The sequence below is a fragment of the Propionispira raffinosivorans DSM 20765 genome, assembly GCF_000381065.1.
In the GTDB taxonomy this organism is placed as follows: Bacteria; Bacillota; Negativicutes; order Selenomonadales; family Selenomonadaceae; genus Propionispira; species Propionispira raffinosivorans.
Map to the genome: position 1 here is coordinate 167,047 of NZ_KB905844.1, position 24,568 is coordinate 191,614.

Consider the following 24,568-nt stretch of genomic DNA (forward strand, 5'->3'; position numbering starts at 1 on the left):
TAATAATACTAACTTGTATGTTTGATGAATCGGGAGTGATTATAATGAATCATGACGTTGTGCTAAACGACCGTCAGCAAAAAATTTTGCAATTTATAAAGTCTTTTCTAGTAGAAAAAGGGTATCCACCTGCTGTGCGTGAAATTGGGAAAGCCGTAGGATTAAAATCTAGTTCAACGGTGCATGGTCACTTGGCAAAATTGGAAGCTATGGGAATTATTAAAAGAGATCCAACGAAACCTCGTGCAATTGACATTTTAGAAGCAAAACCATGGTCAAAGACTATTTCCGTACCATTAGTCGGTCAGGTCACAGCCGGTATTCCTATTTTGGCTGAGGAAAATATTGAAGATGTTTTTTCATTTCCACAAGGATTATTGGGAACTCAGGATAAAACGTTCATGCTAAGAGTAAAAGGTGAAAGCATGATTAATGCTGGGATTTTTGATGGTGATTATATCATGGTTCGTGAGCAGGATACCGCCAATGATAATGATGTGGTCGTGGCCTTAGTTGATAATGAGAATGCTACGGTAAAACGATTTTTCAAGGAAAAAGATTGCATTCGTCTTCAACCGGAAAATGATACAATGGAACCTTTTTATGAAAAAAATGTTTCTATTCTCGGAAAAGTGATCGGTGTCTATCGGCAAATGAATTGATTTATAAAAGAGCGATTGCCCCAGTTTGGAGTTCATCCTATCTGAGGCAATCGTTCTTTTTTCTTTTTATACATTTATTTTAAATCTTCAATTGCCTGTGCAGCTCCCATGATGCCAATTATAGCATGTTCGAATGTTAGTGCGCCTTGCAGGTAAACGATATAGGGTTCTCGCATTGGTCCATCCGCACTCAGCTCAATTGAAGCGCCCTGGACAAACGTACCAGCTGCCATGATGACTTGGTCAGCATATCCTGGCATATCCCAAGGCTCAGGCGTTACATAAGAATCTACAGGGGAGTATTTTTGTAAGCCCTGACAAAAAGCAATTAAACGCTCTTTCGTTCCAAGCTCAATGGCCTGAATGATATCGCCACGATCATCTTGCGGGCGTGGCAATGTCATATAGCCAAGTTTTGTAAAGAGTACGGAAGCGAAAATCGCCCCTTTTACGGCTTGTGCCACAACATGTGGTGCTAAAAACAAGCCTTGGAACAGCAAACGGTTATTGGCTAAAGATGCACCTAGCTCATCCCCCATTCCCGGTGCCGTTAAACGATAGGAAGCAAGTTTTACCAGATTATCTTTGCCGACAATATAACCACCAGTTGGAGCAATGCCGCCACCTGGATTTTTGATAAGCGATCCGGCCATGATATCTGCTCCGACTTGTGTTGGTTCCAACGTATCAACAAATTCACCATAACAGTTGTCAATAAAACAAATACAATCTTTTTTTATTTGTTTTACATAAGTACAGATTTCTTTAATTTCCTGAATCGTCAGTGGTGACCGCATGCTATAGCCACGGGATCGTTGAATCAAAACGACCTTAGTAGATGGTTTAATCTTACTGCAAACTAGATCTAAATCAACTTTTCCATTTAACATTGGTACTTCATCGTAAAGAATTCCGAATTCCTTAAGTGAACCGGAACTGGGTTGTTCATAACCGATTACGGTCTGCATGGTATCATATGGTTTGCCTGTGATGGAAAGCAATTCATCGCCCGGCCTTAAAATACCAAATAAAACAGTTGCCAGTGCATGTGTTCCTGAGACGAATTGTGTACGCACTAAAGCTCGTTCTGCACCAAAAATTTCCGCATAAAGTTCTTCTAATTTCATTCGGCCGATATCGTCATAGGCATAACCGGAAGTTGTATTAAAATGAATGTCGGAAACTTTCGTTTTACGCATAGCTTCCAATACTTTCAAGGTGTTTTTTTCGGCGATGTCTTCTATCTTGTTAAAATATGGTGCGCACTCCTTTAGCGCAGCTGCTTTCATTTGAAGGATTTTATTTGTAAATGGCATAATTAAATAGTAGTCTCCTCTAACATATATTTCTTAAATTTGTTGATTTCCTCACGAGGAACCGATGCTTTTATCAATGTTCCAGCTTCGTTATACTGGGTAGATTGTACCATGGCGATTTCATGTAATAAGGTGATGGCACTACCTTCGTCATACGGTATTAACAATTCTAAATCGACATTTTTTCCAGCAAAATATTCTTCGATTTTTGTTTTTAATAAATCGAGATTCATATTTTGTTTGGCTGATATGCCGATACTGTCAGGGGTTGTTAACATGGTTTTTAATGTATCTTCATCTGTTAGGTTATCGATTTTATTAAATACATTGAGAGTTGGTTTATCCGCTGTTTTTAATTCTCGTAGTACAGTAACAACCGAATCCATTTGCTGTTTATAATTGATTTGGCTGCTGTCGATGACATGCAGTAATAAATCAGCACTTTGTACTTCTTCTAAAGTAGCTCTAAACGCAGAAACTAAATGATGCGGCAGTTTCTGAATAAAACCAACCGTATCTGTAATGAGAACTTTTTGATTTGTACTGAGTGTCACCTGTCTGGTTGTTGGGTCCAATGTCGCAAAAAGCTTATCTTCAGCAAAAACATCGGAGCCAGTCAAGGCATTGAGCAGTGTTGATTTGCCGGAATTGGTATAACCGACAAGTGCTACGGTGGATATATTGGAAGACTCTCTATTTTCACGATGCAGCTGACGCTGCTTTTTAATCGCTTCAATTTGTTTTTCAATATCATTAATCTTTGAACGAATATGGCGCCGATCGACTTCCATTTTCGTTTCTCCAGGGCCTCTGGTGCCGATACCTCCGCCAAGTCTTGATAAAACAAGCCCCTGTCCACTGATTCGTGGCAGTGCATAGCGTAACTGGGCCAGTTCAACTTGAAGTTTTCCTTCATGTGATCTAGCTCTTTGAGCAAAAATGTCAAGGATTAAAGCCGTTCGGTCGAGAACTTTAATGCCAAGCATCAATTCGATATTTCGTTGCTGTGATGGTGATAATTCATCATCGAATACAATCATATTCGCATTGGTTTCTTGAATCAGCATGGATATTTCCTGAATCTTGCCTTTCCCAAAAAATAAAGCCATATCAGGACGATCTTTTTTTTGGGTAACGGTAGCAACGATTTTTGCTCCAGCTGTTTCAGCTAATTGTTCAAGTTCTTTTAATGAATCTTCAATTGTCCAGGTACTTTTGGAGTTTGCAAGATCAATTCCTGCCAAGATAGTCCGCTCTTCATCATCTATTGTCATTAGAGCATTATGTTTAGCAAGTTGTTTATCAATGAGCATCGTCAAATAGGTTAGATTAATTTGGTGTATTTCCGTCAGGCTGGTTGGACCTAATCCTTGCAGCTGCGGCACATCATCTTCGTCATACTCGCCGGTGAAAAAAGCAATACTGGCCAGCATATCAGACCCCTGTTGTCCAATGGCTACCATTGCGTCAAAACGCATACGCCGCAATGAGGATAAATCAGGTTGACTGAGCCTTGTATCACCGCTTGGATGAGTGTGAATGCAGCGAATGCCAGAAAGCCGTAGTGTTGAGGTCCGTTCTTTTATTTCCGGCAGACTGATGGTCGATGTATCACCAATCGCGACTTGCATGACTTTTCCCTGGCGGTTTATATAAACTGCCACTTCACGATTAATCATTTGTGTTATTTCAAGCATTTTTTCGTTGATTTCATTGGTAGATATTTGACCAAGCGGTATCTGTAAATCATAAATAGCGTTTAATTGATCTAAAATATATTTTTTAATACCTTTTGTATCGCCATGTACTTCCAAAAAAACACCTCCTCATTAAATTTTATTTCTGTAAATGTTTTGCATCGATTAAGGTATTACGATTTATTCGTTACATTTAAAATACGTTTTAAGGTAATGGACAAAGTTCCATCCGGATTATTATTGAATTCAACAAAATCGGTATTATTAAAATAATCAAGTGGAATCGTAAGTTCTATACCTGTATCTGTTTTTAGTTTATGGTTTCGCAGTCGCTTTAATGTAGATTCTTGTTCCACTTCGACTCGCTCTGGTAGCCCAGCCTCTTGGATTTGTTCCATATAAGACGCCTGCATCGATGGATTGGCTTTAAATATTTCGCGCCCTATTTCTTTTGGTTCAACATTCGGTGAGTCTTGTATGGTTTCGGTAATAAATGATTTTACAGCTGTTGCAGCCGCTATATCATCCTGACCATATTCATCGGCAACTTTTTTAACGATTTTACTAACAAGACTGATTGTTTCCTTTGGCGAAACACTTTGACTGCATTCCAGAAGGACTTCTGGAAAAATACTGACTTTATTACCATCCATTACGTATTTTTTATCAACAAAAATTATTTCATCATCCGCTGTATTAATAAAAGAAAATTCATCAATTTTTTGTGCTAAATTAGGCATGATGGCATAATGATTGATAATATCATTTTTCACACCTTCATCTGTCTGGATCACCTGGTGTATAAAGCCCATATGGTTATTGCATTTAAAAACTACAATTTTGCGCTCATCATCAATTGTAATATCACATACCAGAATGTCGGCGGAATCAAGCTGTTCAGAATGTGATATTGCGGTATAGACCGTTTTGACAATATACTTGGAAAAATCAACAAACGTACTTTCTTCTTTTAAATACAAGTGAAGTTGTTCTTTAAACGTACTATCCTCGTAAAAAGTTCCTTTCTTGGCATTTTGATCGGCATACGATTTCTCAATATGTTTCAATAAGAAGGTTTCAACGCTATTTTCGATTAATAATTCTTGGTCTGAAAAAACTGTAAGACCAGAATTAAAATCTAAAATATGCAAAATTGCCCTATGGATAATAATCAACGCAAATCCCCTCTCTTTATTTTAGTATGAACTGATGCTTTTGTACAATTTAAAGCAGACGTACTCTTAATTATATCATATATAATTCGATTTTTTGATTACTTTTTTGTAATGACGTGGATAGAGAAAATAATAGCTGTTTATTTTTCAAAATACTAGATGCGTTATGGTGTAATTTTTAGTATAATAAAAAGCAGTTTGATGTAAATAAATTGTAATCGAGGATGATGGATCTATGAAATGTAAGTATTGCGGAACAGATCTTGCCCCAAAAGAGACCCTTTGCCACCATTGTGGCCGTTATTTAGGTGATCTGGAGCAGGCTGCAAAAAGTCATAAAAAACGAACGATGTATATTGGGTTGGGTATTATTATTATTGCACTTATTTTTGTCTTTACGACCTTTGGTGGCAATTTGATGACCCAGAAACAAACGAATGAAACATTAGCCAAACAAGCGGCAAATGCAACGCCGAATTTAGGCTTGACGTTTAAAAAATTTAAAGAACAATTCAACGATAGTGAATATACAAAAAAGTTTGCTCTTTCTTTGGGTGATGTCAATGATAAAGGGGATGTTTTCCAATATGCACTGAATCCAAATTTAATGATAAGCGGCGCAATAGATAAGACAACACGGAAATTAATTCATGTGCAGATTATGTCGCAGCCATCATCACAGGACGATCTAATAAAATTTGTGACTTCCATGGGAGTGGTAATTGATATCATGAGTCCGGATGTTCCCCGTAATAAACGCAGCGAAATTTTAAATGAACTTGGTTTTGGCGAAGGTGCGGATATTCGTCAGGCTGACAATGATGCGATTCGCGGCGATAAAAAATATCATTTTAAATATATAGAAAAAACGGGTTTTGTATTTTCAATTATGAATGCAAATGCAAAATAATGAAAAGAGATATCATTTTAACATTGATATCTCTTTTTCATTGAGGAAATTTTTGCTTTCATAATTAGTCGACAGCCTCAACCACTTTTAAAATTGAAGCTTGGTCTTTTAAAAAAGGTTTTTAACGAAGAGGAAAAACAGCGATTCGAATCGAAAATAATAAAGCGTGCAAGTTTTTTGAAAATATTTATTTTATGTATGGAAAAATGTAAAAATTCAATGATTTTCAATACTTATATTTATCATATAAAATATAAATTTTTAGATATACTTATTTTAATTATAATCAATCAAAAATAACTTTATAATATATACTTTATTTCATTTTCGTGTATATTGTTTATTCATAATTTGTAATGATTAGCTATGAAATATATTTATTTAAATGAATACAAAAGATGTTCTTGCAGAATGATTACGATGTAAAGGGTTGATTAAAATGTCTTTTGGGCATATTAGAAAACGTGGGAAAAAGTGGTATTATTCATTTGAATTATCAACGGTTGACGGCAAAAGAAAACGGGTTGAGCGTGTTGCAGGCATGACAAAAAAAGATGCAGAAAAAGCCTTGCACAAAGCATTATACGAGATGGATTTAAATGGTGTATTTCGGACATCAAGTGAAATATCATTTGCGGATTTCTTAGATCGCTGGATTAAGCAATATAGAATCAATCTTGCTTATAATACGCAAAAAACCTATATAAAAATCATTGAAAATCATTTAAAACCATCATTAGGAGCTTATAAATTGAAATATTTACAGCCAGAAGTGCTACAAGATTTCATCAACTCAAAAAAAATAAATGGTTATAAAAAAAGCACAGTTTCACAGATTTTTGCAGTTCTTTCTATCGCGCTCGCTTACGCAGTTCAGCCTCTTCAGTATATAAAAGAAGACCCAACAAGATATATAAAAATTCCAAAATTCGATATAGAAATAAAAGAAGATATACAGCGAAAAATGAAAACTTTGACAGACAGAGAACTCGCTGTTATCCAAAATAATTTCAAAAATAGCATTTTCTACATACCAATAATGATTGCTTATCTATCTGGTGTACGTGTGGGTGAGTGTTTGGCATTAGAATGGACCCGAATCGACTTCGAGGCAAATGTTTTAAAAATCAGAGAAACTTTACTAGATACAAAAAGTGGTGAAAGTCGCCGTACCGGACCACCAAAAAGCAAGGCAAGTGTGCGTGATATCCCGTTCGGGCCCACGTTACGGTCCATTTTAAAAGAAGAAAAAATGAAACAAGTGAAAAGTAAACTTAAATATGGGAAATTTTATATAAAATCCGGCCAAGTGTGTGTAAAGGAGAACGGTGAACCCCTCTCGCATAACGATATACGTTATTTATCGGTTTTGTGTAAAAAAGAGCTGGGAATAGTTTTTAATTTCCACATGCTGCGTCATACTCACGCGACGATGTTGCTGGAAAATGGCGCCGATATGCTTGATATATCAAAACGACTCGGACATAAGAACTTGGCAACTACTACCGATATTTATGCGCATGTACGTAAAAAGATGCAGGATCGAACCGTCTCTATTTTAGAGCAGATTGTGAATCAATAATTAAAATTCAGTTGGCAAAGCGTAGGCAAAATTACCATTACAATTCCTTTTATGACCTATTTAAAGGGATTTTTAGATAAAAATTCGATAATAGTTAATTATCGGTAATCCATTTCACTCTATCCACTTTGAAAAAACACCGTTAAAAAATCGCATGTAATTCGTTTTAAGATATGTTTAATTGAAATGCATAGATTTATATTCGTACCATAAAATATAGGTCTTAAAACGAGTTTTGAAAGGCTGTTTTTTTCTCGGTAGTAATGAAAAAATTATATCTCTCTATTTTAGCCTATTTAAAAAGTGGTTGAGGCAGTCAATCTTTTATACAGTATATTTAATTTTTAATAAATAAAAAAGACGACGCTGTTTATGCAGCGTGTCGTCTTTTAATTTGGAGTAATTTAAATTTATTATTATAATAACTTACTCAGAAGTGCTAGCGACAGGGAATCTAAAAATGAACTTTGTTTGTCTTTTACTAAAGTTTTTAAATCCGTTTTTTGTTTTTCGTATACTTTTGTGGTTTGCGTAACTTTTTCCATTAAAGAGGTTAAGGCACTTGTTTGTTTGGTGATACTTTTCATTTGATTTTTCAGTGAATTAAGCTGCGTTGTGGTTGTTTTCAATTGTGTTACCAGTAGTTTGATTTGACTGAGTGAGCTCAAATCTTCGGTACTGTCACTAAGTCCTGCTAAAGATTCGGATGAAGCATCTATGCTGTCTTGAAAAGCATTCAGTTGTTGATCGATACTATCACTAGATGAACAGGAAGCTTGCGGAGTTGGCAAGAAAAAAAATAAGATAATTCCGATTCCAATTAATTTTTTAATCATAATTGTCACCTCCATCTTTCTATATATTAATTTCTACAAGTCTGCTGAATTACCTGCTAAAAATTAATAATATTTTATTCATACTAAGCTAAAAGGGAAAGATGTTATTTTATGTAAAATAGTAGTACAATAGTATCAATGAATCTATTTCAAGTTATATAAAGTTACAAAACAAGACTAACTATATTAAAACCATATGTGGATAACATATAAAAGGAGGAAAATTTATTTGAATAAATTAAGAACACTTACATTCTTCTGCATTTTCTTTATCGTCATGACTAATGTTGTTTTTGCGGCAGATCGCTGGCAGTGGATTGCTTCAAACGATTCAGTAGATTTTTTCATTGATATGAATACGATTAAATCTGTAATGGATGACCCCCTGCATTCAGATAAAAGTAAGATTTACACTTGGGTTAAATCGCAAACTACGGCAGGTGGTATGCAATCTCTTACAAAAATTCTGCAAGATAGTGATCTCGATGAAGATGTTCTTGCTGATATAAAAAACGTTGCATATCGCATGTCTTATGTAGAGTGTGATTTAGAAAAGAGACAAATTCGAACCGTATTTTCACAGTTATTCCATGCCGACGCTACACCCGTTGAAAATACGATAAAAAAAACACCAGATGCTGAGTGGCTGCCGATAATCCCTGATACAAGAAGTGAAATGATTTTTAACGGTATACAACGTTATATATCAAATTATACCGATTCACTCCAGCAGAATATGTAAATTTTTAAATAAAAAAGTCCTAAGAACTTAAGTTCTAGGACTTTTTTGTCTGTTATAAAGTTGCTTTGTGTGATAAATTCACACGACCTTGTCGATCGATTTCGGTAACTTTTACATCAATTTCATCGCCAACACTAACGACATCTTCTACTTTTTCAACGCGTTCTTTCGCAAGCTGAGAAATATGGCAAAGGCCTTCTTTACCTGGCATTACTTCGATAAATGCACCAAAGTTCATCAAGCGAGTAACCTTACCTTTATAGATGGCACCAACTTCAACTTCACGTACAATATCTTCAATAATAGCAACTGCTTTTTTTGAGCTTTCAATATCAACAGCCGAAATAAAGATTGTACCGCTATCCTGGATATCGATTTGTACGCCTGTTTCATCAATAATTTTTTTGATCGTTTTTCCGCCTGGTCCGATGACATCACGGATTTTATCAGGATTAATTTTAATCGTTGTTACGCGTGGTGCATATGGTGAAAGTTCTTCACTTGGTTTATCGATAACTTCCAACATTTTATCTAAGATAAATGCACGACCACGTTTTGCTTGTGATAAGGCCGAAGCAAGAATTTCGCGAGTAATACCAGCAATTTTTATATCCATTTGAATTGCTGTTACGCCTTCCGTTGTACCTGCTACTTTAAAGTCCATATCGCCTAAGGCGTCTTCCATGCCTTGTATATCGGTTAAAATTGTATATTGATCAGCATCCTTGACAAGACCCATTGCAATACCAGATACTGGACGTTTGATTGGTACACCAGCATTCATCAAAGATAAAGTACTGCCGCAAACACTGCCCATTGAGCTGGAACCATTCGACTCTAATACTTCAGATACAAGTCTCAATGTATATGGAAATTCTTCAAGTGTTGGTAAAACAGGCACGAGAGCTCTCTCAGCTAAGGCGCCATGTCCAATTTCACGACGGCCAGGACCACGTGAAGGTTTTGCTTCCCCTACACTGTAACCTGGGAAGTTGTAGTGATGAATATAGTGTTTCGATTCATCACTGCCAATGCCATCAATGATTTGTTCATCACCAAGTGATCCTAATGTACTGATTGTCAGGATTTGTGTCTGCCCACGTGTGAAAAGACCAGAACCATGGGTACGTGGCAGTATGCCGATTTCACAGCTTACAGGACGAACTTCATCTACTTCACGACCATCCGGACGAATTTTTTCATGTGTAATCATCTTACGCACGGTTTCTTTAACAATTTTATGAAGTACATATTGAATCTGTTTTGCATTTTCAGGATACGTTTCAAGGAAATATTCCAGCGCATCGGTTTTAACAGCTGCAATATGTTCGTCACGAAGATGTTTGTCAGGATTACGCACAGCAACATCCAATTTATCCGTAACTTGCTTACGAATAGCCTGTTCAAGTTCTTCTTCCACTTTAAATAATTGTACTTCACGTTTTTCTTTACCACATTCAGCAGCAATTTTTTTCTGGAATTCTACAATTTCCTTAATCGCTTCATGGCCAAACATGATTGCATCTAAGATTACTTCTTCTGATAATTCATTCGCCCCTGCTTCAACCATCATAACAGCATCTGCGGAACCAGCGATTGTAAGGTGTAAATCAGATTGTTTTGTTTGTTCATTGTTTGGATTGATGATGAACTGACCATCAACATGACCAACTTTGACACCGGCAATCGGACCATTAAAAGGAATATCTGATACGCATAAAGCACAAGATGCGCCAATCATAGCAGCGATATCGGATGGATTGTCCTGATCGACAGATAATACTGTAGCGACAATCTGTACATCATTTCTGAAACCTTCAGCAAATAAAGGGCGAATTGGACGGTCAATCAAACGGCTGCAGAGTATGGACGATTCGCTTGGACGTCCTTCTCTTTTGATAAAACCACCAGGGATTTTACCTACAGAATATAATTTTTCTTCATAATCAACCGTTAATGGGAAAAAGTCAACACCTTCTCTTGGTGCAGATGAAGCCGTTACAGCAACTAAAACAACAGTATCACCGTAACGAACTAATACAGAACCATTGGCTTGTTTAGCCATTTTACCATTCTCAATAATGAAAGAACGGCCACCTAATTGCATCTCAAAACTATGCATTTAATTTCCTCCTACTACTTTTCCTAGCTATTTTTATTTATTGTAAATTTAATGTTTAGGGAAACCATCTTATATAGTTCATTTTTACACGAAAACATAAGAAAAAAGCGGGAATACTCCCGCTTCTATTACTTACGAAGATTTAATTTTGCAAGAATTGCACGATAACGGTCAATTGCATTGTTATGAAGATAATTCAATAATCTTCTACGATGTCCAACCATTTTCAAAAGACCACGACGTGAATGATGATCCTTTTTATGTTCTTTCAAATGTTCAGTCAAATAAGTAATACGTGCAGTCAAAATTGCAATCTGCACTTCGGATGAACCCGTATCGCCTTCATGCACAGCGTGAAGTTCAATGATTTCTTGTTTCTTTTCTTGTGTTAACATAGTATAAAAATACCTCCTGTTTTGTAATTCATTCCGTTAGCCAAGATATCGTCGGAGTTTTCGCTATCCTCGCTACGGATCAAAGTATCATAAATGTAAGATACTTGTGATATTATATCATAAAAAAATATCAATGTAAATTAAAAATTGTTGTCGCTTGCTTAATATCCAGTTTAATTTGTTTTACTAATTGATCAACCGAGGAAAATTTCTCTTCATCACGTATTTTTTGCACAAATTCTATCGTAATGAGTTGATCATAAATATCCTGTTTAAATTCAAGAATATGTACTTCAATATGACGCTTCACACCATCGAAGGTTGGATTCGTGCCAATATTTGCAATACCACGATATGTTTTTTCACGAAAAAAAACATGAACAACATAAATGCCATTCGGCAGCATGACTCGATGATTTTCAATAGCTAAATTCGCTGTTGGAAAACCTAGCAGACGACCGCGTTCATCGCCATGGACTACCTTGCTGCATAACCGAAAAGGTCTTCCCATAAGCATGTTTGCAGCATCAAGCTGCCCCTCGAGCAACAGGTGTCTTATTTTCGTACTGCTGATTATTTGATTATTAAGATGAACTACCGGATGGATTTCCGAAATAAACCCAAAATCTTGACTTCTTTTCAAAAGAAGCTTTGGATTGCCTTCACCTTTATAGCCAAATGTATAATTAGGACCAACGACCACGTATTTAGGTGCTAGATTGTCCTGCAAAAGCTGTAAAAATTCTAAAGGTGTGACGGTTACAAGCTCTTTGGTAAATGGTACATTCATCAAAACATCAATTCCTAAGTCTCGCATTGCAGTTTCCTTACAAATATTATCACTGATTTGTAAAGGACATTTTTTAGGCGAAATCACGCCAAGCGGATGATTGCTAAATGTAAAAACTACACTTGTCCCTTGAATAGACTTTGCTAAGCGGATTGCTTGTTTAATGATATTTTGATGACCTAAATGTACACCATCAAAAGTTCCTAAAGCAACAACGATATTTGAATATTCTTTAGTTAAATTAGTAATTGTTGAAAAAATTTGCATTGGTAATCTAACTCCTTAGTTCGATCAAGGGAAAAATTTGATTACAGAATACAGCTTAACGAAAAACGACTTTAACTGGTACAATACAAGCGGTCTCAGCCTGATAACGGGCGATACCGATAAAGCCTAGTTCCTTATCATAAATTCTTACCAATGAAGATAAATTTATTGGTTGTTTTTTAGTGATTTTTTGTCCTTGTTGAAAAAAAGAAATTTGAGCTTTCGTAAGCTCCACTGCTGGCATATGCACTAAAACAGAATCGATAGGCTGTATAGCCTGTTGCGGATTATTTTTAATTTCATCCAACGTATATGCATTGGCCAAAGAAAAACAACCGACACGCGTACGAACTAAAAAAGACATCACAGCAGGAATATTTAATTTCTTACCAATATCGATACACAGTGTCCGTATATAAGTCCCCTTAGAACAATCAACATCAAACAAAAGTTTAGGTTCTTCAACTTCTAGTAGTTCCATGTTATGAATATGAATGGTGCGTGAAGGAATTTCAACTTCGATATTTTTTCTTGCTAAATCACAAGCCCGTGTTCCGTTAATTTTTATAGCTGAATAAATTGGTGGAATTTGAATATTTTCACCAATGAATTGCTGCAACGTTTCGTTTATCTGTCTTAACGAAGGCATTATAAATTTTTCTTGTGTCAATATTGTACCTGTATCATCACCACTATCGGTAGAAAAACCAAAAGTAAGCTCAGCCCGATACGATTTATCGGCATCGGTCATGTATTCAATCATCCGTGTAGCTTTTCCAAGCGCAATCGGTAAGATTCCAGCTGCACCAGGATCCAATGTACCAGCATGTCCAACTTTTTTTATACCATAAACCTTACGAATAAAACTAACCATATCATGAGAAGTCATTCCCGGTGGTTTTAAAGCACAGATAAAACCGTCAAGCATTGTACGAATCCTCCATGTATTGCTCGATTGCAGCAACAATTGTTTCTTTAGCAGCTTCTACCGGTGCATGCATTGTGCATCCCGCAGCTCGAATATGTCCGCCGCCGCCAAACGTTTCAGCAATAAGACTGACATTGGTTGTTTTAGAACGCATACTAATTCGGCACGTATTTTCATCGACATATTTGACCATAACAGCAACATCGACACCTTCGATAATCCGTGCTAAATCAATAAAGCCCTCTGTACTCACGCATTGAGCCAGTATATCCTGTGTGATTGCAAGTAGTGCTATTTTCCCATTTTTGAATATTTCAAGTGTATTCAATGCTAAAGCAATGCCGCGTACGGCAGCCAGTGGTTTTTTTTCAATGGCTTCGGATATCAAATTTGGTTTTACATCAAATTCCAAAAGTTCGGCGCCGATTCGCATCGTTAAAGCCGTTGTGTTCGCATAACGAAAAAAACCACAATCGGTTGCGATTGCTGTATAAAGACAAGCAGCTATATTTTTATCGAAAGCTGCCTTCATGAATTTTAAAAGCTGGAAAATAATTTCGCCCGTGGCTGCGCGGTCAGAATCCACATATAAATAATCAACCGTACTATTATTCGAAATATGATGATCGATATTCAGTATAGGTGCATCAGCTAATTCTTTGATCCGACCAATGCGATCTATACCAGTATCCAAGACAATCAAAAGATCGATTTTTTCAATAGTCTGCCCGGGTTTAGCCAATAATTCATAACCCGGGAGACTATCAAAATTAGTAGGAAGATCATCATCAATTAAGCATATAACATTTTTGCCGATTGCTTTTAGATAATGTGCCAGACCTAAAACAGAACCAAGTGCATCCCCATCGGGATTGACATGTGACGTAATAACAAAATTTTTATATTTCGTTAAAAGTTCTGCTGCTTTTTTAAGATCGATCTTCATGAAATTACTCTGCCTCGTCTTTTTTGATTTTTATAAGTAATTTTTGAATATGTGTACTGTAATCAAGTGATTTATCAAGCTGAAAAGTTACTTCGGGTGTACAGCGCAAACGAATTCGTTTACCAATTTCGCGGCGAATATAACCGATTGAACTTTGCAATCCATCCCAACAGGCTTTAATTTGTTCATCACTACCCATTATGCTCACATAAATTTTGGTGCTTCTTAAATCACCCGTTACATCTACTTGTGTTACCGTAACAAACCCAATTCTTGGATCTTTTAATTCTTGCAAAATAATTTGGCTGACTTCTTGTTTTACGAGTTCTTGAACTTTTTCCATACGAAGCTGACCCATATTACCCCGTCCCTTCGTTTCTTATTTATTAAGTGCCTGCGGTGCAAGTTGTTCCATGGTATAAGCTTCAACGATATCGCCTTCGCGGAAATCCTTGAAGTTTTCAATCGTAACACCACATTCATAACCAAATGCTACTTCTTTTACATCATCCTTGAAGCGTCGAAGTGATTCAATTTGGCCTTCAAATACAACAATATTATCACGAATAATTCGGATACTAGAAGAATTTGTGAGTTTACCTTCTAAAACATAAGAACCAGCAACAAGTGCTTTGGAGAATTTCATTACTTGACGGATTTCTGCTTTACCTTGAATAACTTCTTTAAACTGTGGTGCTAGCATTCCCGTCATAGCAGCTTCAACGTCGCCAATTGCTTCATAAATGACACGGTACGTACGAATATCGATACTTTCGTTATCAGCTAATTTACGTGCATTTGTGTCTGGACGTACATTAAATGCAATAATAAGTGCATTTGATGCAGAAGCAAGCATAACATCGGATTCATTAACAGCACCAACACCGGCATGAATGATGTTTACACGAACTTCATCATTTTTGTTTAGAGCCAATAGTGAACTGCTGAGAGCTTCGACAGACCCCTGTACATCGGCTTTAATTAAGATATTCAAATCTTTTATATTACCATCTTGAATTTGTTGGAAGAGATCATCTAACGATACTTTCTTCGAACGCATCAAATCATTACGTTGTTTTTCAATTCTCTTATCAGAAATTGAACGAGTCAATTTTTCATCCAGTGCCGCTAAAATATCTCCAGCTTCTGGAACATCTGATAACCCAAGAACTTCGACCGGAACGGAAGGACCCGCTTTTTTGACTTTTTCGCCACGGTCATTAATCATAGCACGTACTTTACCATGTGCAGTACCGGCAATAATTGAATCACCAATGCGAAGCGTTCCTGTTTGTACGAGAACGGTTGCAACTGGACCGCGTCCTTTATCAAGCTGTGCTTCAATAATAATACCACGTGCTTCGCGATCTGGATTTGCTTTGAGTTCTTGCATTTCAGCAACAAGCAAAATCATTTCCAATAATTCTTTAATACCAAGTTTTTGTTTGGCAGAAACAGGAACCATAACCGTCTGACCACCCCAGTCTTCTGGAATGAGATTGTGTTCAGCAAGCTGCTGTTTTACGTGGTCAGGGTTTGCGCCTGGACGATCTATTTTATTGATTGCGACAATAATTGGCACTTTTGCTGATTTTGCATGATTGATTGCTTCAATTGTCTGTGGCATTACACCATCATCTGCTGCTACAACCAAAATTGCAATATCCGTAACTTGTGCACCACGAGCACGCATCGCTGTAAACGCTTCATGACCTGGTGTGTCTAAAAATACAATTTTTTTGCCTTGGCACATAACTTGATATGCACCAATATGCTGTGTGATTCCACCAGCTTCACGTTCAGTTACCGATGTTTTTCGGATTACATCCAATAAAGATGTCTTACCATGATCGACATGTCCCATAACGGTTACAACCGGAGGTCTATGAACAAGTGATTTAGGATCATCTTCTATTTCAGGAATTTCTGTAGGATCTTGTTCAGGTGGCAATTCTTCTACGACTACATCTAATTCACCAGCAAGAAGTGTTGCTGTATCAAAATCAATTTCCTGATTGATTGTTACCATAACGCCCATCATTAAAAGTTTTTTTATGATTTCAGTAACACTATAGCCCATCTTCATAGCAAGTTCTTTTACTGTCAGAGATTCCCCAATTTTAATCAATTTAGGTCTGATTGGTTCTGGTTTAGGTGTATTGTATTGGATATGGTTATTTCTACCGCGGTTGTTGCCCCGATAGTTTCTGCTGTTACGGCTGTTCGTGTTACGATTATTAGGATTGAATGTACTTTTATTTGCATTATTATTCATTCGTGAATTTTGCCCGCCTTGTTTATTCGGCTGTGCGCCATTATTTGTATTGCTATTCTGCGTAGCAGCTGTAGTGTTGGCTGCTGTATTCGTTGCAGTATGATTCACTGCTGGTTTTGGTTTATTAAAATTTGGATTACTTGGCCCTTTATGTGGGTTGGCTGAAACATTGTTATTTGGTTTTTGTGCTATAAATGGTCTGGGACCATCATTTTTACGTACTGGTTGTACGGGTGCTTTTGGTTTGAAATTGTTGTTTGGTGCGGCAGCTGCCGTTTTCGTTACAATTATAGTCGGAGCTGGCGTTGGAGTTGTAACTTTAGCTGCAACTTTTGTTTCCGTACTGGTTTTACCAGCAAATGTTTTTGTTATGATGTCTTTCTCTGTATCACCGACACTGCTCATATGATTTTTTGCTACTGTATTATTATTACGCTCTAATATATCAAGAACCACCTTGCTTGTAGTATTAAATTCTTTTGCTAATTCATATATTCTGTATTTGGACATCGATCCACCCCCATTTAGATTTCTGCTTTCCTATTGATGAGTTTTAATAAAGCTTTGATAAATCCATTATCAGCAAGAGCAATCGCTACACGGATATTTTTGCCGATAGTGGCTCCCAAATCATTTTTCGTTAAAACGTAATACATTTGGACCCCATATGTATCGGACATATCTTTATATTGTTTTTTCGCATTTTCGGATGCATCTGCTGCAACTAAAAGAAGCGAAGCTTTACCAGCTTGTATATATTTCTCAACAGCAAATTCACCAGAAACTAATTTTCCTGCTTTTTGAGCCATACTAAGTAAATTTATTATTTTTTTATCCGTATCATTCATTGACTTGAAAAATCCCGGTTTTTAATTCTTCATAAATTTTACTATCCATCGCACTTTTAAAAGACTTTTCAAAACGACGTTCTTTGACTGCTTTTGTAAAGCAATCGACATTATGACAAATATAGGCACCACGACCTGATTTTTTGCCGGTGAGATCAATCAAAAATTCACCTTCCGGCGTTCTGACAATACGAACTAAATCGCGTTTATCACGCATTTGTTGACAACCGATACACATTCGTTGTGGAATTTTTTTTTGCGTAACCATGCTTATTTAGCCTCCACTGAAAGATCTTTTTCAGCTTTTGCTGGTGAAACTTCAGTTGTTACCGCAATTTGTCCAGCAGCCTGTGTTTCACTCTTTATATCGATTTTCCAGCCAGTTAATTTCGCAGCTAAACGGGCATTTTGACCTTCTTTGCCAATTGCTAGCGATAATTGATAATCAGGAACAACAACTTTGGATATTTTTTCTTCTTCATTAGCATCGACGGATACTACTTTAGCCGGACTCAATGCATTTGCAATATATTTACCCGGATCTGCATTCCATTTTACAATATCGATTTTTTCGCCTTTTAATTCGTCTACAATTGATTGAACGCGCATACCCTTGTGACCAACGCAAGAACCAACGGGATCTATATCTTCATCTTTCGAAAATACAGCAATTTTCGAACGCATACCTGGTTCGCGTGCTACCGATTTGATTTCAACAATACCATCGTGAATTTCAGGAACTTCTAGTTCGAACAAACGTTTCAACAAGCCCGGATGCGTACGTGATACTAAAATCTGAGGACCTTTTGACGTTTTTTTCACTTCAATAATGTATGATTTCAAACGATCACCATGATTATATTGTTCAAATGGAATTTGTTCCGATGGCGTCAGAATTGCTTCTGCTTTACCAAGGTCGATAAATACATTTTTTGCTTCCATACGCTGTACAATACCAGTTAAAATATCACTTTCACGATTGGAAAATTCTTCATAAATAATACCACGTTCTGCCTCGCGAACTCTTTGCACAACAACTTGTTTTGCTGTTTGGGCGGCAATACGACCAAAGTCAGCTGGAGTTACTTCTATTTCTATAATATCATCTATTTCATAGCCAGGATTAATCTGTCTTGCCTGTGCCAGACTCATTTCTACAATATCATTTTCTACTATTTCAATAATAGTTTTTCTCGCATAAACATGGAATTCTCCGGTAACCCTATCAAGTGAAACCCGTACATTTTGGGCTGAACTGAAATTTCTTTTATAAGCCGAAATCAAAGCTGCTTCAATTGCATCAAATAATATCTCTGGTGCAATTCCTTTTTCTTTACCTAACTGTTTAAAGGCTTCCATAAAGCCTTTATCTTTACTACTCATTTAAATCCCCCTTATTCAATTGTATGTTAAAACTCAAGATGCAAACGAACCGATGCAGCCTTGTCGCGTGGAATAGAAATATCTTCTAAAATAATTGCATCCTCAGTATAGCCGGTTAATTTACCGACTGTAACTTTTTCACCATTAATAGGCAGATACGTGGTTACTTCGACCATACTGCCTATTTGTCTTTGAAAATCTTTTTCTTTTTTTAAGATACGATCTAAGCCTGGTGAAGAAACTTCCAAAAAATAATTATCTTTAATTGGATCCAAAATATCTAATTTTTCTTCCAATTGCTCACTGAGCTGTTGACAATCTTCAATTTCAATACCGCCTTCTTTATCTATGAAGACTCTCAAATACCAGTGATGTTCTTTTATATATTCAACATCAATCAATTCAATATTAGTGTCTTTAAGAAATTCTAACGCCATTTTTTCTACGATTTTTTCTATTTGATTTGCCATCGAAACACCTCCCGTACACGTGGAATGAATAAAATATTAATTTTCTTAAATATAAGAGTAAAGAGTGGGTTTGCACCCACTCTTTAGATATCACACTTAAATTTAATATAATTCTATTATAGCATCAGAGCAGATAAATGTAAACTATTATAGCGTCTACATTTATCTACTCTAACAAGCCAGGAAATCTTTTAGCAAATTGAATTATTTTTTAACGAAGCAGCATAATATTTTACAATTTTCACAATCATAAAATAAGCTAACAGTTCCGACAACTCCTCTACCGGCTGTCCTTGTTTATGGGCAAGCAACCAGTTGTGTTCGCCGATTGTTGCTAAAATAAAGCTGCTAAATCCAAGTGTAAGATACATTATAGGCAATGGTATCGCAACCACGGTATTCCACGGAATATTATAAATAAGAGCACTTATTACGCTAATAATAAACAACAGAATAATTCCTTGTATAATATTTGAATGTGGTAGTTGATTCATCGCAATTAATTCTGGGCCGGATGGCGTAAGCTTTGTTTGGAAAAGAACTCTGCCCCAGCTTAATTCACGACCAGCCAGCATCACAAAAAAAGCACCGATGGAAGCCCAAAGTTTTTTCCCTTGAGATGAAAGAGCTTCTATATAAAAATAAAAACTCATAAATACACCAATGAATAATATCATCACCTGTGAATTTTCTAAAATGCCATTTTCCCAACTGATTTGCGGTGGCAATATCCACGATAATGGAATGATGCACAACAGCCAAACTACGCCAAACCAACCAACAGAATCAATATGTTTATCAACGCATATCCTTCTAATTTTAATCATATAAATAAATGTCTCCTTACCTTAAAATAGTACACAGATATTTACTATTCTAGATAAGTTAGCTGAAATCCTTTTCATTTGGAATAATTATTTTTATCAATTAGGTTTGTTGATTCTCACCATACAAAATAAGCAAGTAAAAGTGCTCTGATTTTGCCTAGAAAAAATATAATAGCACCCATTCCGAGTTGCTCAATCAATTATTGTAAAAAGAAAGAAGCTGCTCAGAAATTCGATGAATTAATGAGCAGCCAGCCTATCTTTTTTTGCTTTTCTCAAAAGCGTCAACAAAATGTCAACAATTTGATTTTATATACCAGAAACCTGTTGTAAATCAGGGGGATTCTGGTTTTTACATAAACAGTTCCATTTGATCGCTTTCGGTCATACCAGTTAAACAGCCGTGTTCACGCAGTATTTCCACAACGGTCTTTGAAATCCCCGTTCTTTTCTTTAAATCATCAATGGATGAAAATTCCCCGTCTTTTCTTGCTTCAACGATATTTTTAGCAGCAGAGCTGCCCAGACCGTCTAAGGCGGCAAATGGTGGCTGCAATGATTTTTCGTGAATGACAAATTTATCCGCTAAAGAACCATATAAATCAACTTTTTCCACATAATAACCACGAATATACATTTCCCAAGCTAGTTCCAAGACAATTTGCAGACCTTTATCTTTCACAGACAGGTTTTCCAGCGCATCGAGTTCTTTTAGTCTGGCCTGAATCTGTTCTTTCCCCTGTGAAATCAGATTTGCATCAAATTCAGCAGCACGAATTGAAAAATAGGCCGCATAAAAGGCTAAAGGATAATGCACCTTGCAAAAAGCAATCCGATACGCCATCATAACATAGGCTGTCGCATGGGCTCTTGGAAATAGATACTTTATTTTCAAACAAGATTCAATGTACCAGTCCGGGATACCGCCCGCTTTGAGTTTTTCAATAACATCAGGCTGGATACCCTTTCCTTTTCGTACATTTTCCATCGTTTTAAACGAAAGCAGCGGATCAATTCCTTTATGGATCAGATACATCATGATATCGTCACGGGCTGAAATAGCATCAGACAGGGTTGAGGTTCCATTTCTGATGAGTTCTTGTGCATTGTCCAGCCATACATTGGTTCCATGAGAAAATCCGCTGATACGCACAAGGTCACTAAATTTTTTCGGCATGGTATCATCCAGCATCTGTCTTGTAAAACGAGTCCGAAATTCAGGAATACCAAATGTTCCTGAATTACTCCCGAGATCCTGTGGTGTTACCCCCAGTGCTGCAGTTGAAGAAAAGATACTCATCGTTGCCGGGTCATCAAATGGAATCGTTTTTGGGTCACGATGGGTCAGATCTTCTAGCATTTTAATAACCGTTGGATCATCATGTCCAAGAATATCGAGTTTAACCAACCGACTGCTGATGGAATGATAATCAAAATGTGTTGTAATCGTCGTGGTGTTTTTATCATCCGCTGGATGTTGTATCGGTGTAAAATGATGTACATCCATATTGCGCGGGATAACCATTATGCCACCTGGATGCTGTCCAGTCGTTCGTTTGACGCCAGTACAGCCATCAACGAGACTATTGATATAAGCATTGCGTTTTTTAAGACCTTTTTCATCAAAATATTTTCGTACATAGCCATAAGCAGTCTTATCTGCAACGGTGGCAATTGTTCCCGCCCGGAATACATTATCTTTACCAAAGAGTTCCTCTGTATATTTATGGGCTACTGGTTGATAGTCCCCCGAAAAGTTTAAATCAATATCCGGTACTTTATCACCATCAAATCCCATGAATACAGCAAAAGGAATATCATGACCATCCTTTGCTAAATCACTGCCGCAGACAGGACATGTTTTATCCGGTAAATCGAAACCACAGCCATAGGAGCCATCCGTGATAAACTCACTATATTGGCATTTTGGACAATACCAATGCGGTGGCAGCGGATTAACTTCCGTAATATCCGTCATCGTCGCTACAAAAGAAGAGCCAACGGACCCTCTAGACCCAACCAGGTAACCATCATCTAGTGATTTTTTTACAAGCTTATGAGCAATGAGATATAGTACTGCAAATCCATGCCCAATGATAGAATCTAATTCTAACGTCAAGCGATCTTGAACAATCTGCGGCAAATTTTCTCCATAGAGAAATTTTGCCTTATCATAAGACATGTTTTTAATATCATCATCTGCGCCTGGGATCATTGGAGAATATAAATCGTCAGGAATCGGTTTAAATACTTCAATCATTTCATTAATTTTCCTTGGATTTGTTACGACCGCTTCATATGCTTTTTCTTCGCCTAAGTATTGAAATTCAGCCAGCATTTCTTCTGTCGTTCGCAAATAAAGTGGTGGCTGCATATCCGCATCTTTAAATCCTTTGCCTTTCATCAAAATCGCTCGATAAATTTGATCTTCCGGATTTAAAAAATGGACATCACAGGTTGCAATCAACATCTTATTTTGTTGTTTCGCAAGCTGCGCTACTTTTAGATTGATTTTTATCAAGTCATCATCGGACTGAATATGCGGGAAGTCATCGCTGCGTACTAAAAATTCATTGTTGCCGATTGGCTGTATTTCCAGATAATCATAGAATTTAGCAATTTCCAGTAATTCTTCATCACTTTGTCCGGCAACAATTGCCCGAATTAGTTCACCCGCTTCACAAGCTGAGCCGACTATTACGCCTTCGCGAAATTCAGCAATAATTTTACGGGGGATTCGCGGCTGCTTATGCAGGTATTTTAGATGTGCAAGAGAAACCATTTGATATAAATTACGCAGACCTACTGGATTTTTTGCCAATAAGATAATATGATTGGCTCTTTTTTGCTGGTAATCGTCGCCCACTAAATAGCCTTCAATACCATAAATAATCTTGATATCAAGTTTTTGTTCTTTGATTACTTTCGCGGCTTCCGGAAAAGCCTGGACAACACCATGGTCCGTAATAGCAATCGCTGGCCAGCCCCATTTTGCTGCAGTACACACAAGTTTCTTAACGGAAACCACCGCGTCCATATTACTCATGTGCGTATGTGCGTGAAGTTCCACTCTTTTTTCCGTTGCTAAATCCATTCGTCCTTTCACAGCTGTTTTATACATGCTATCAACAAACATGACAAAATCATTTTGGAATGTATCGAATTTGATCGAGCCTTTAATTTTTACGAACATACCTTTACTGAGAGCACTCTGGACACGTTCAAATTCATCTTTATCCTTAAAAAATGTTTTACAACTTATACCGTCACTTTTATCGGCAATATCAAAGGTTAAAAGCTTCGTACCTGTCTTGAATTCACGTACATCAAAATCACCCATTGTACCTTCAAAAATCGTATTTTTTATTTCACCATCTACGTCATTGATCGGTACTGCTTCGCCTTGAATCATTTTACCAAAAATCAATGGTGAATTATTTACTTTGGCAGTGCCCTTATCCGTACTCCCTGTTTTCGCAGCGACTGCATCTTTCTTCTGTGTTTCAATTTGCAGCGCTTCAAGAAATTCGGGAGTCATAAAATCATCTGCCTGAGAAAATTGATTTTCAGCGGCATCTTTTGTACTATATTGTATTTCACAGCAAAAATTCAGTGTATCAGAAATTACCAGCTTCATCATTTTGATTACAGAATGTGCTGCTAAAATTTCTTCAGCAAGTTCACCAAATAATTCCAAGGTTAAGGTATTTCCATCAAAATGGCGTTTTGAATGCATTAACAGATGTGTCACCGTTGGATTGCCTGCGGCAGTTTGTTTAACGATTTTTTTCCATTCGCGTTCAATATAGGCTTCCAAATCAATTACATCCTGATAGAAGAAAACTTGGTTTATTTGGCACTTTTCAGCGATATGAACAGATGTTCGATCGATTAAGGTATTGGGCAATCGATTTCTGGTTTGTAGGAGGATTTCCCATGAATTGTTTTTTAAATTAATTTCTACATGTTTTATTTTACATTCCTGTAATAGTTTTTTTTCTTGATCGTTTGTCGACATCGTATGAACTAAACGCCAAAAATCATTACCATCTTTAGGAATTATACAGTATTTCTGCATATTGATTAAGCCTCTTTCTTTATCCATCATCTAAAAAAATCAAATGGATATAGAACATTCTCTATTATCCGATTACGTTATATTTTATCACACACGCCGCTGTATTGATAGCTTGCTTTTACCATCAATCGTTCGTTAAGTCATGACCTCCGGTAAACCGGAGGCTTGCTCAAGCCCTGGAAGGGCATATTACTAACATAAGCCCCTCAAGGGGCGTCCGAATGGTCTAACCAACGTTTTACTTTTTCGGGCGACCCCTAAAGGGGCTTTTTATTTATGCCTTTTGCTTCTTGCTACCCGTAAACGGGTCCACAAACTC

21 protein-coding genes are annotated in these 24,568 nt (G+C 36.8%); 4 read left to right on the top strand and 17 right to left on the bottom strand.

Going from position 1 to position 24,568, the window contains the following annotated elements; all coding sequences use genetic code 11:
* The first annotated feature begins 44 nt into the window (after nucleotides 1–44).
* Nucleotides 45–662, top strand: coding sequence for a transcriptional repressor LexA (gene lexA, locus F606_RS0106805; RefSeq protein WP_019553132.1), 618 nt, complete (start codon nucleotides 45–47; stop codon nucleotides 660–662).
* A 74-nt stretch (nucleotides 663–736) separates the two neighbouring features.
* Here the strand turns inward: lexA and F606_RS0106810 are convergent, their stop codons facing one another.
* Genes F606_RS0106810 through F606_RS0106820 form a run of 3 tightly spaced genes read right to left on the bottom strand, consistent with a single transcriptional unit; the run spans nucleotide 737 to nucleotide 4,850 of the window.
* On the bottom strand, nucleotides 737–1,978 hold the full coding sequence (locus tag F606_RS0106810) for a methionine gamma-lyase family protein (RefSeq protein WP_019553133.1): 1,242 nt from the start codon (nucleotides 1,976–1,978) through the stop codon (nucleotides 737–739).
* Between the two features lie 2 nt (nucleotides 1,979–1,980).
* Nucleotides 1,981–3,792 carry a GTPase HflX gene (gene hflX / locus F606_RS0106815; protein WP_019553134.1) on the bottom strand — a complete coding sequence of 604 codons (1,812 nt, stop codon included), beginning with the start codon at nucleotides 3,790–3,792 and terminating at the stop codon, nucleotides 1,981–1,983.
* Nucleotides 3,793–3,848: 56 nt separating this feature from the next.
* A complete protein-coding gene (locus F606_RS0106820; RefSeq protein ID WP_019553135.1) occupies nucleotides 3,849–4,850 on the bottom strand; it encodes a nucleoid-associated protein in 1,002 nt (333 codons plus the stop codon).
* Nucleotides 4,851–5,085: 235 nt separating this feature from the next.
* Between F606_RS0106820 and F606_RS0106825 the strand changes: the two genes are divergently transcribed.
* Nucleotides 5,086–5,760, top strand: coding sequence for a hypothetical protein (locus F606_RS0106825; protein ID WP_019553136.1), 675 nt, complete (start codon nucleotides 5,086–5,088; stop codon nucleotides 5,758–5,760).
* Between the two features lie 439 nt (nucleotides 5,761–6,199).
* Complete coding sequence (locus tag F606_RS0106830) at nucleotides 6,200–7,342, top strand: tyrosine-type recombinase/integrase (RefSeq protein ID WP_019553137.1); 1,143 nt, start codon at nucleotides 6,200–6,202, stop codon at nucleotides 7,340–7,342.
* Between the two features lie 416 nt (nucleotides 7,343–7,758).
* Here F606_RS0106830 and F606_RS0106835 read toward each other — a convergent pair whose 3' ends face one another.
* Nucleotides 7,759–8,178 carry a hypothetical protein gene (locus tag F606_RS0106835; protein WP_019553138.1) on the bottom strand — a complete coding sequence of 140 codons (420 nt, stop codon included), beginning with the start codon at nucleotides 8,176–8,178 and terminating at the stop codon, nucleotides 7,759–7,761.
* Nucleotides 8,179–8,407: 229 nt separating this feature from the next.
* On the opposite strand from F606_RS0106835, the gene F606_RS0106840 reads away from it, so the two are divergent.
* Complete coding sequence (locus tag F606_RS0106840; protein WP_019553139.1) at nucleotides 8,408–8,920, top strand: hypothetical protein; 513 nt, start codon at nucleotides 8,408–8,410, stop codon at nucleotides 8,918–8,920.
* 52 nt (nucleotides 8,921–8,972) lie between these two features.
* On the opposite strand, the gene F606_RS0106845 is transcribed toward F606_RS0106840, so the two are convergent.
* From F606_RS0106845 to F606_RS0106905, 13 genes are all read right to left on the bottom strand, one after another.
* Nucleotides 8,973–11,042, bottom strand: coding sequence for a polyribonucleotide nucleotidyltransferase (locus F606_RS0106845; RefSeq protein ID WP_019553140.1), 2,070 nt, complete (start codon nucleotides 11,040–11,042; stop codon nucleotides 8,973–8,975).
* Nucleotides 11,043–11,170: 128 nt separating this feature from the next.
* On the bottom strand, nucleotides 11,171–11,437 hold the full coding sequence (gene rpsO, locus F606_RS0106850; protein ID WP_019553141.1) for a 30S ribosomal protein S15: 267 nt from the start codon (nucleotides 11,435–11,437) through the stop codon (nucleotides 11,171–11,173).
* A gap of 130 nt (nucleotides 11,438–11,567) precedes the next feature.
* Nucleotides 11,568–12,494 carry a bifunctional riboflavin kinase/FAD synthetase gene (locus F606_RS0106855; RefSeq protein WP_019553142.1) on the bottom strand — a complete coding sequence of 309 codons (927 nt, stop codon included), beginning with the start codon at nucleotides 12,492–12,494 and terminating at the stop codon, nucleotides 11,568–11,570.
* Nucleotides 12,495–12,549: 55 nt separating this feature from the next.
* Entirely contained in the window at nucleotides 12,550–13,422 is an 873-nt protein-coding gene (gene truB / locus F606_RS0106860; RefSeq protein WP_019553143.1) for a tRNA pseudouridine(55) synthase TruB, read from the bottom strand.
* Nucleotides 13,415–14,368 (bottom strand): DHH family phosphoesterase, encoded by a 954-nt coding sequence (locus F606_RS0106865; RefSeq protein WP_019553144.1) that lies wholly within the window; start codon nucleotides 14,366–14,368, stop codon nucleotides 13,415–13,417. Before F606_RS0106865 ends, truB begins: the two co-directional genes overlap by 8 nt.
* 4 nt (nucleotides 14,369–14,372) lie before the next feature.
* Nucleotides 14,373–14,726 carry a 30S ribosome-binding factor RbfA gene (gene rbfA / locus F606_RS0106870; RefSeq protein ID WP_019553145.1) on the bottom strand — a complete coding sequence of 118 codons (354 nt, stop codon included), beginning with the start codon at nucleotides 14,724–14,726 and terminating at the stop codon, nucleotides 14,373–14,375.
* A gap of 21 nt (nucleotides 14,727–14,747) precedes the next feature.
* A complete protein-coding gene (gene infB, locus F606_RS0106875; protein ID WP_019553146.1) occupies nucleotides 14,748–17,153 on the bottom strand; it encodes a translation initiation factor IF-2 in 2,406 nt (801 codons plus the stop codon).
* A 14-nt stretch (nucleotides 17,154–17,167) separates the two neighbouring features.
* Nucleotides 17,168–17,491 carry a L7Ae/L30e/S12e/Gadd45 family ribosomal protein gene (locus F606_RS0106880; RefSeq protein ID WP_019553147.1) on the bottom strand — a complete coding sequence of 108 codons (324 nt, stop codon included), beginning with the start codon at nucleotides 17,489–17,491 and terminating at the stop codon, nucleotides 17,168–17,170.
* Nucleotides 17,484–17,759, bottom strand: coding sequence for an RNase P modulator RnpM (rnpM, locus tag F606_RS0106885; protein WP_019553148.1), 276 nt, complete (start codon nucleotides 17,757–17,759; stop codon nucleotides 17,484–17,486). Before rnpM ends, F606_RS0106880 begins: the two co-directional genes overlap by 8 nt.
* 2 nt (nucleotides 17,760–17,761) lie before the next feature.
* Complete coding sequence (gene nusA, locus F606_RS0106890) at nucleotides 17,762–18,874, bottom strand: transcription termination factor NusA (protein WP_019553149.1); 1,113 nt, start codon at nucleotides 18,872–18,874, stop codon at nucleotides 17,762–17,764.
* Nucleotides 18,875–18,900: 26 nt separating this feature from the next.
* A complete protein-coding gene (locus F606_RS0106895; RefSeq protein ID WP_019553150.1) occupies nucleotides 18,901–19,344 on the bottom strand; it encodes a ribosome maturation factor RimP in 444 nt (147 codons plus the stop codon).
* 191 nt (nucleotides 19,345–19,535) lie between these two features.
* Nucleotides 19,536–20,171 carry a hypothetical protein gene (locus F606_RS22230; RefSeq protein ID WP_019553151.1) on the bottom strand — a complete coding sequence of 212 codons (636 nt, stop codon included), beginning with the start codon at nucleotides 20,169–20,171 and terminating at the stop codon, nucleotides 19,536–19,538.
* A 352-nt stretch (nucleotides 20,172–20,523) separates the two neighbouring features.
* Nucleotides 20,524–24,279 carry a PolC-type DNA polymerase III gene (locus F606_RS0106905; RefSeq protein ID WP_407635973.1) on the bottom strand — a complete coding sequence of 1,252 codons (3,756 nt, stop codon included), beginning with the start codon at nucleotides 24,277–24,279 and terminating at the stop codon, nucleotides 20,524–20,526.
* Between the last annotated feature and the right edge of the window lie 289 nt (nucleotides 24,280–24,568).